Consider the following 8,048-nt stretch of genomic DNA (forward strand, 5'->3'; position numbering starts at 1 on the left):
GTCCGGGCCTAGACGTTCACCGCGGGCAATCCTCTCGGCCGGGTCAGGGAGCGATTGCAGTACCCGCGCGATGCAAGTGCCGGCGACGGCCGGTACCTACTCAGAGATGAGGCGATCGGATCAATGGTCTTGTTTGCGCAATTTCAGGACCTCACGCTCTCCGTCGACGGAGCCGAAATACACTGCCGTGTCGCCGGTGACGGACCCCCGGTACTTCTCCTGCCCGGCTTCCGCAGACCTCGGCAATGTGGGCTCCGATCGCATCGATACTCGCTCGTCGGTTCACCGTCGTCTGCAGCGATCTCCGCGGGTACGGCGACTCGAGCAAGCCCGCTTCCCAACCCGACCACTCGACGTATTCGTTTCGCGCCCTGGCCGCCGATCAGGTCCAACTGATGCGGGGCCTCGGATTCACCACCTTCCACCTCGTCGGCCATGATCGCGGGGGCCGGGCCGGACACCGAGCAGCGCTGGACCATCCCGATGTCATTCGATCACTGGCTGTACTCGACATCATCCCGACCCACACGTTGATCACATCGATCGACCACCAGACCGCGGCTGGATACTGGCACTGGTTCTTCCTCAGTCTGCCCAGCCCGACGCCCGAAACCCTGATCGGCCACGATCCCGACCTCTTCTTCACCAACAGCGTGGCAACCTGGGGAGCGGGCTCCATCGACAAGTTCGACCCGGCGCAACTCGCGGAATACCGCCGCTGCTGGAACAACCCCGAGATGATCCGCGCCTCCTGTGAGGACTACCGCGCAGCGTTGACGATCGACTTCGAACACGATGCTGCCGATCTGCACCGCACGATCACCTGCCCCACCCTCGCCATGTGGGGAACGCGGGGACTGATGGCCCGCAAATACGACATCACGGCAACCTGGCAGCGCCGATGCGCCGAGCTCGAAACAGCCGCCGTGGATGGTGGACATTTCTTCGTCGACGAACAACCCACCAGAACAGCAGAACTACTCGGCGATTACCTCGATCGATGCGAGCAGCGCCGAGGTCACTGATTCGCCACCGAACCGACCGGAACCAGGGCAGGTCCTGCCATCCGATGTGGTCGCTCGACGAATCCCAACGCGGTACGGCGGCGTGGCCGAGAAACCGACTCGGCGCTGCCCTTGCCGGCGAAGCCGAACCCTAAGCCGCACTGAACGATGCGGCGCCGCCCCTCGAGCGGCGATCGCGGTGCCCGGATGCGGCACCAGTTCTCAAAATGTCCGACAGGCGTGGGCCACGGTGGATGTCGCCGGGGACCGATCTTGGTGCCCCGGGGAGCGGCGCGAACTGAGGTCACGCGTCCGTGCCGACCACTCCGACGGGTGGCCAACGGATCCTTATCGTCCGATCTCCCCAAGTGTCGATGCCAGCATCTTCATTGCGTCAGGACGGTAGGTGTAGTGAAAGTTCCTGCCCTCCTTGCGCACTTCGATCAGGCCTGCGGTACGGAGAGCCTTCATATGGTACGAGACGGTCGATTTCGCAACATGCGATTCCTCGACCAGATCAGTGCAGGCCATCTCGGGCACCGAAGCAATGCGCTTGAGCAGATCCAGACGGACCGGGTCGGCCATGGCCTTGAACAACTCCACCTGGGTGTCCAATGGAACCGGAGCGTCACGGGCCATGACGGAGCCTCCTCCACACACAATGGTTCGATAGTCCTACGACGGATCAACCATCAAGGTATCGCAGCCACGGACGGCGCCGCAAGCCGAGCGTGAGCTCAGGTGGCACTTGTGCAGGCCAGGCCTCGGCGCGTGGTTCTGCGATATCCCTGCCGACGGCTCGCCAGGGATATCGCGCGGCCTTGTCAGGCCCCTGCGGAGTGGGTGCCTGCCCAGATGGCGGGGGTCCGGTGGGCCCAGGGTGCGGCCTGTTCGAGTTGGGCGGCGAGGCGGAAGAGGGTGTCCTCGCGGCCGTAGCCTGCGGCGAACTGCAGGCCGATGGGGAGTCCGGTGGCGGGGTCGGTGGAGAGCGGTACGGACATCGCGGGGGTGCCGGCGACGTTGAAGCCGGCGGTGAAGGGGGAGCGGTCGAAGAGGCGGTCGAGCCAACCGAGGCCGTCGAGGTTCTCGACCCCCTCGGCGTAGACGCCCAGGAGCGGCGGCAGTTCGGGGAGGGTGGGGGTGAGCAGCAGGTCGTACTGGGTGAAGTAACGGCCGATGCTGCGGGCAACGGTGTTGCGCACGCCGAGCGCGCTGACGAAGTCGGCGCCGGTGACCTGGCGGCCGAAGGCGTAGCTGGCGAGCATCTCGGTCTGGACGGTGGAGGGGTCGATGGGGCGGTCGAACGCGGCCGCCAGGGCGTCGAGCCAGGGGACCAGGTTGGACGTCCAGATCCGGGCGTTGGCCAGGACGAACTCCTCCCAGCTCACCCCGAGGTCGAGTGTGGCCTCCTCGACGTGGTGGCCGAGCGAGGCGACGAGTTCCGCGGTCCGGGACACGGCGTCGGCGACCGGGCCGTCGGTGCGGCGCCGGCCGCCGCCCTGGGTGAGGACGCCGATGCGGAGGTTGCCCGGCTGGCGGGTGATCTCCTCGGAATAGGGGCGGTCGGGTTGTGTGGCGAAGTACGGGTCGCCGGTCTCGGGGCCGCGGATGTGGTCGAGCAGGGCTGCACTGTCGCGGACGGTGCGGCTGACGGAGCCGTGGACCGCGAGGCCGTTGAAGATCTCGTCGACGTCGGGGCCCATGGAGACTCGCCCGCGCGTGGGCTTGAGGCCGAACAGGCCGGTGCTGGCGGCGGGGATGCGGATCGAGCCGGCGGCGTCGGTGGCGTGCGCGACCGGGACGATGCCGGCGGCGACTGCCGCCGCGGAGCCGCCGCTGGAGCCGCCCGGGGTGCGGGCGGGATCCCAGGGGTTGCGGGTCGGCCCGTACAGGACGGGCTCGGTGGTGGTGCTGTAGGCGAACTCCGGGGTCGAGGTCCGGCCGAACGTCGCCAGCCCGGCCCGGCGGAACCGCCGCATGAGCGAGGAGTCCTCCGCCGCGATATTTCCGGCCGCCAGCCGGCTGCCCAGCTCGACCCGCTTGCCGGCCATGGAGACGCCCAGGTCCTTGATCAGGAAGGGCACCCCGGCCAGCACCGCCCCGTCGGAGGACGCCCCCGAGTCCGGCTCCTCCCCGCCCTCGGCGGGCCAGGTCTCGACGACCGCGTTGATCAGGGGGTTGACCGCGGCGACCGCCTCCAGGGCGGCCGTCTCCAGCTCGGTGCGGGTCACCTCGCCGCGGGCGACCAGCGCCGCCAGCCCGACGGCGTCGTGCTTGACGTACTCCGACAACTTCATGAGAACTCCTCCAACAAATGGAACCGATCAGTGTCATGCAATACCGCTCGGTATCGCATGACACTGAACGGTACCGTATTGTGGGTGGCGGCGCATCACCGGAAATTGCCGGGAGCGATTCGAACAGGAGGAGTGGGCATGGAGGACACAGTGCGGCCCAGCCGCGCGGACAGGGTGGCCACCCTGCCGCCGCGCGAGCGGATCCTCGACGCGGCGGAGGAACTGTTCTACTCCGAGGGAATCCGCGGGGTCGGCGTGCAGGCCGTCGCGGACAAGGCCGGGACCACCAAGGCCGCGCTGTACCGGCATTTCGGTACCAAGGACGCACTGGTGGCGCAATGGCTTTCGATCGTCGCGGCTGACTACGCCGCCGCGTTCGACAAGATCGAGCAGCGGTGGCCGGACGACCCCCGGGCCCAGATTCTCGGTGTGGCGGCGTTCATCGCCGACGGACTGTCGGCGATCTCGCATCGCGGATGCCCCTTCATCAACTCGATCGCCGAGCTACCCGACCGCTCGCACCCGGCGCGCCAGGTGATCGAAGCGCACAAGGCGCGGCAGTTCCGCCGCATCGCCGCTATGTGCTCGGCGGCCGGCCTCACCGACCCCGAGGGCGCGGCGGCGGAGGTCACCTTCGCCCTGGAAGGGGCACAGGTGAGTGCGCAGAACGGAAGCGTGGACCGCGTCGGCGAACGTCTCGTCGCGATCGTCGAGGCGGTGGTGGCCCGGCGCGGATCCTGAAGCCGAACCCAGACGCTGCCGCGCAGCTCTGACGCCACAGGCAGGCCGGGACACGGTCAACGCCCGGCGGCGCGCACCGGGGGAAGTTCCTGTGCGGAAAGCTCGTGGCCGCCCATCATTGCTTCGGATTGCTACGCGCCGAGGACCTTCGCGTGGGGGATCTCGCCGACGGGGCAGTCGGCGACGCCGATCGTGTCGCGGGTGATGGCCTCGACCTGTTCGCGCGCCTTCTGGGCGTCGGTGACCCATAGTTTGTAGAAATCGAAGGGACAGTCGGCGATTCCCCTATCGCCCTCGCCCGCAGTGAGCACGCCGGAATACCCACGATGAAGCAGTTTGAAGAGGTGATTGCTGGATTGATCGTTCCGTCGGGCGTCTCTGATTGCGGACACCGATAATTGCGCGTATTGCATTCCGTACTCCTCGGTGCCGGTTTCCCCGAGGGTGCGGCCGTCGAACCCGATGATGGACGAGTGGCCGAAGTAGGTGTAAACACCGTCGAAACCGGCGGCGTTTGCCACGGCAACGTACGAATTATTGGCCCAAGCCATAGCTTTGGCCATCGTGACCGTCTGCTCTGCGGCGGGATACATATAGCCCTGGCAGCGCACGATCAGCTCGGCGCCCTTCATGGCGCAGTCGCGCCAGATTTCCGGGTAGTTGCCGTCGTCGCACACGATCAACGAAACCTTGAGGCCTTTCGGGCCGTCGGCGACGTATGTTTCCCCGCCCGGGTACCACCCCTCGATGGGAGTCCACGGCAGTATCTTTCGGTACTTCTGCACGATCTCCCCGCGGTCGTTGATCAACACGAGGGTGTTGTACGGGGGTTTGTTCGGATGATCCTCGTGTTGCTCACCGGTGATGCTGAAGACACCCCAGGTGCCCGCGTCGCGGCACGCGGCGGAGAAGATCGCCGTTTCGGGACCGGGAATCGTTGTAGCGGTGTCGAACATCTCCTGTTGGTCGTACATGATTCCGTGCGTGGAGTATTCCGGAAAGATCAACAGGTCCAGGCCGGGCAGGCCGGATTTGATGCCCCGGACCATTTCGCCGATCTTGGCGGCGTTCTCGAGCACCTCGGCCCGGCTGTGAAGCCGCGGCATCTTGTAGTTGATCACTGCTACACCGACAGTGTCGTCGTTGGAGGTTATGTCGCCGTGTCGCATGATTCTCCTGATTGGTCATCGAGGGAGTGTGGACATCGTCGTCCCGCGAGTTGGGGGAATGTTCCGGGCACGCGCGATCGGCAAGGATGCCAGGAGCGTGACCGAGCGAGCGGAAAACCGAAACATTCTCACATAAAAATATACCGAGTGTGAACCTGCGTCAATCGACTGGCGTCCTTCGGGTTGTTAACGCATTCGGTGGGGAGTGCACGTCTCTCCCCCAGGGCGTCTGTTTCGCAGTGCGCGGCCGCCGGTGACGACGATGTGAGCCGGTCCAATGCCACTGGCACGATGTGGTCGGGCAGAGCGGCGTCGTCGTCAGAGACGTGTGTAGGTCACGCCGATGCGCGAGTCGTCGTCGAGACCGCCGACTGTCGCCGGCCTGCGGTGGAGACCTTCGCTGCGCGAGAGTCAGCCAGGCCGCTTTGCAGGCTGCAAGGTCGTGAGGATGTCGAAATCGAGCCCATTGGCGACCGCGAGGTGTACCGGTTGGTGCGCCCTGCGGCCTTTGAATTCGACGGTGCCGCGGGGGCCCTCGTACGCGGTCCCGTCGATCGCAGCGTCGATGGCGGCGATCGAGGGGCTGCCGGCGCGACCGATGAGGTGCGCCAGGGTCTGCCCGCCTTCATAACAGGACTCCGATACAGCGCTGATCGGTGGGCCGTCCGGTCCGTGGAGGTCGACGTACCTGCCCAGCAGAGCCATCGAGTTCGCATCCACCCTCGACCGAAAGTAGGACGCGGCCGCGAACATTCCCACCAACGCGCCGGCTCCGCTCGCGATCATCATGTTCTCTTCCATGAAGGGCGTGAACCTGATCAGTCGGTCCTGAAGGCCGGCGCGGGCGAAACTACGGTTGAAGGCCACAGCGTCTTGTCCGACCAGGAGCATGAACACTCCATCGCACTCGGTCTGGGCGATTTGTCGGACGACGCGCCCGATGTTCCGGCCACCGAGGCCGACAAAGGACTGACCGACGATGTCCAGTCCGATTTCGTCGGCGAACGCGTGCACGGCCGCCGAGGAGCGTCGCGGCCAGACGTAGTCGTCGCCGACGACATACCACCGCCGCATTCCCATGTGTTCGCGCATCCAGCGCAACGCGGGTTCGATCTGTAGTCGTGGCGTTTCACCGCTGCAGTAGACACCAGGTCGGTGTTCCCCGCCTTCGTACAACGCCGGGTAGACGTAGGGAACGCGGCCCGCGAGCACCGGCGCGAGAGTGTGGCGTACGGAGGAAATGTGCCAGCCGGTGACGGCATCGATGCGTCCCTGATCGACCAGCGCACCCACTTCGGCCGCAACTCGCGCGGGATCACCACCGCCGTCGACCACTTCTATCCGGACCTCGCGGCCCAGAATGCCGCCCGCGTCGTTCAGGTCGCGGGCAACCAGCTCGCTCATCGCCTCACATGAGGGCCCGAAAAGGCCGGCGGGCCCCTGCAGGGGTACCACCATCGCGATTGTCCAGTCCGGCGACCGGGTACGTCCGGGTACGTATATCATCTCAAATAAAAGTATTTGCCATGAATGCAGTTTCGGCAATAGGGGAGGATTGAGATGGCGAAGAGACAGATTCCGAACGACGAACTGCCGGAGTCCCTGGCGGTGTCGCTGACCCGCGCGTCTCGACGCCTCGCTGCCGATATCGAAGCGGCACTCAAACCGGATGGTCTTGCCATCGATCACTGGTTGGTGCTCGAGGCCCTCGCTCGAGAGCGTGGTTTGACGATGGCGGACCTGATTGTCCGGACCGGTGCGAACGGTGCGACGTTGACCCGCATCGTCGACCGGCTGGTGTCCGTTGCAGCCGTCTATCGCGAGGTCGATGCGGTCGATAGACGCAAGGTTCGCGTCTATCTGAGCACCCGCGGACGAGCTCTCCATCGCCGGCTTGCCTCCGTCGTACGCGAGCACGAACGCATATTCCTCGAGGGGAACCACCTCCCGGAGGCTGCTCTCGTTCGACGCTGATCCGCCCTCCGTGCGTGACCCAAGGTCAGCGTCCGGAACCGATAGCGAGATCGGCGGCTGGCCCCAGTGCGACGGCACGGGTGTCGCCGGCCACAGCCCGTCGAACCACGTGAACAAGCACAGGAACAACATGACGGCGGTGTGGATGGATCTGGACGGGCGCGCGGAGGTGATCGACCTGTCGGCAGCGGCGAGTACGGGTGCGGCGATCCGGTCGGCGATCGGGAATAGCAAGGGTTGGTGCCGATACCGGCACTGCACGCTATACCGGCCTTCGCGTATCCGCGTATCTGCGTTCCCGAGTTGCCGGAGGCTCCTCGGTGCGACGGATTTCGGAGCGGAGTGGATAGTGGAGGCCATGCCTGACTACCGCTGCGGCGCCGGACTGGAGAAGTGGACGATGGACCGGCTCGAGGAGTTCCTGGAGGAGTGCGAGCGTGAGGGTGGGACACCCGCGGATTCGGGTCATCCCGTCCTCATCTACGCCGCGGTGCGCGTCGAGCTCGCTCGTCGGCGATCCGAGCAGCTCTAGGACGGTAGGCGCTTTCGCTGTTCGCACGCCGCCGCTCCCACGACGACTCCACGGATTCAGGCTGAGAGCATGTCTCATGTGGGGAGTTTCTTGAAGCAGGTGACGGCGGCGGCGAGGTGGAGGAAGCCGGCGAAGTGTTCGGTATGGCGTTCATAGCGGATGGTCAGCCGGCGGTGCCCGGTGAGCCAAGACAAGGGTGCGATATCGAGTTGATTCATTGTTCCGTAACAACATTCGATACCGGGGCGGCGGAGGAGGAGTTCGACGCAGGGTGTGCCCGATATCGGTTTTTCCGTCCCCTCGGGCGGATCTGTGCCCTCTCGAGGGTCGG

At 65.7% G+C, this 8,048-nt stretch carries 8 protein-coding genes and 1 pseudogene; 4 read left to right on the forward strand and 5 right to left on the reverse strand.

The window, feature by feature from the left end; genetic code table 11:
• Nucleotides 1-245: 245 nt before the first annotated feature.
• Entirely contained in the window at nt 246-1,025 is a 780-nt protein-coding gene (locus tag JWS14_RS48920; RefSeq protein WP_241031942.1) for an alpha/beta fold hydrolase, read from the forward strand.
• Nucleotides 1,026-1,352: 327 nt separating this feature from the next.
• On the opposite strand, the gene JWS14_RS48925 is transcribed toward JWS14_RS48920, so the two are convergent.
• The gene (locus JWS14_RS48925) at nt 1,353-1,643 is read right to left on the reverse strand and encodes an ArsR/SmtB family transcription factor (RefSeq protein ID WP_206017305.1); all 291 of its coding nucleotides are present in this window, start codon (nt 1,641-1,643) and stop codon (nt 1,353-1,355) included.
• 185 nt (nt 1,644-1,828) lie between these two features.
• Nucleotides 1,829-3,301 carry an amidase gene (locus JWS14_RS48930; protein ID WP_206017306.1) on the reverse strand — a complete coding sequence of 491 codons (1,473 nt, stop codon included), beginning with the start codon at nt 3,299-3,301 and terminating at the stop codon, nt 1,829-1,831.
• Nucleotides 3,302-3,439: 138 nt separating this feature from the next.
• Between JWS14_RS48930 and JWS14_RS48935 the strand changes: the two genes are divergently transcribed.
• Nucleotides 3,440-4,042, forward strand: coding sequence for a TetR/AcrR family transcriptional regulator (locus JWS14_RS48935; protein ID WP_206017307.1), 603 nt, complete (start codon nt 3,440-3,442; stop codon nt 4,040-4,042).
• A 131-nt stretch (nt 4,043-4,173) separates the two neighbouring features.
• Here the strand turns inward: JWS14_RS48935 and JWS14_RS48940 are convergent, their stop codons facing one another.
• Both JWS14_RS48940 and JWS14_RS48945 read right to left on the reverse strand, forming a co-directional pair.
• Nucleotides 4,174-5,211, reverse strand: coding sequence for an aliphatic amidase (locus JWS14_RS48940; protein ID WP_141476360.1), 1,038 nt, complete (start codon nt 5,209-5,211; stop codon nt 4,174-4,176).
• Between the two features lie 411 nt (nt 5,212-5,622).
• Nucleotides 5,623-6,717 carry a substrate-binding domain-containing protein gene (locus JWS14_RS48945; protein ID WP_206017308.1) on the reverse strand — a complete coding sequence of 365 codons (1,095 nt, stop codon included), beginning with the start codon at nt 6,715-6,717 and terminating at the stop codon, nt 5,623-5,625.
• A gap of 225 nt (nt 6,718-6,942) precedes the next feature.
• On the opposite strand from JWS14_RS48945, the gene JWS14_RS51645 reads away from it, so the two are divergent.
• Entirely contained in the window at nt 6,943-7,185 is a 243-nt protein-coding gene (locus JWS14_RS51645) for a hypothetical protein (RefSeq protein ID WP_338051854.1), read from the forward strand.
• A 358-nt stretch (nt 7,186-7,543) separates the two neighbouring features.
• Nucleotides 7,544-7,717 (forward strand): hypothetical protein, encoded by a 174-nt coding sequence (locus JWS14_RS48955; RefSeq protein WP_181450632.1) that lies wholly within the window; start codon nt 7,544-7,546, stop codon nt 7,715-7,717.
• 74 nt (nt 7,718-7,791) lie between these two features.
• Here JWS14_RS48955 and JWS14_RS48960 read toward each other — a convergent pair.
• Nucleotides 7,792-8,048 (reverse strand): annotated as a pseudogene (locus JWS14_RS48960) (hypothetical protein); the annotation flags it as partial.

The sequence above is a fragment of the Rhodococcus koreensis genome, from assembly GCF_017068375.1.
GTDB lineage: Bacteria > Actinomycetota > Actinomycetes > Mycobacteriales > Mycobacteriaceae > Rhodococcus_F > Rhodococcus_F koreensis.

Bases quoted from the DNA above. Each gene is read 5' to 3' on its own strand.
- JWS14_RS48920 (WP_241031942.1), top strand. From the start codon at position 246: ATGTGGGCTCCGATCGCATCGATACTCGCTCGTCGGTTCACCGTCGTC.
- JWS14_RS48925 (WP_206017305.1), bottom strand. From the start codon at position 1,643: ATGGCCCGTGACGCTCCGGTTCCATTGGACACCCAGGTGGAGTTGTTC.
- JWS14_RS48930 (WP_206017306.1), bottom strand. From the start codon at position 3,301: ATGAAGTTGTCGGAGTACGTCAAGCACGACGCCGTCGGGCTGGCGGCG.
- JWS14_RS48935 (WP_206017307.1), top strand. From the start codon at position 3,440: ATGGAGGACACAGTGCGGCCCAGCCGCGCGGACAGGGTGGCCACCCTG.
- JWS14_RS48940 (WP_141476360.1), bottom strand. From the start codon at position 5,211: ATGCGACACGGCGACATAACCTCCAACGACGACACTGTCGGTGTAGCA.
- JWS14_RS48945 (WP_206017308.1), bottom strand. From the start codon at position 6,717: ATGATATACGTACCCGGACGTACCCGGTCGCCGGACTGGACAATCGCG.
- JWS14_RS51645 (WP_338051854.1), top strand. From the start codon at position 6,943: ATGGCGGACCTGATTGTCCGGACCGGTGCGAACGGTGCGACGTTGACC.
- JWS14_RS48955 (WP_181450632.1), top strand. From the start codon at position 7,544: ATGCCTGACTACCGCTGCGGCGCCGGACTGGAGAAGTGGACGATGGAC.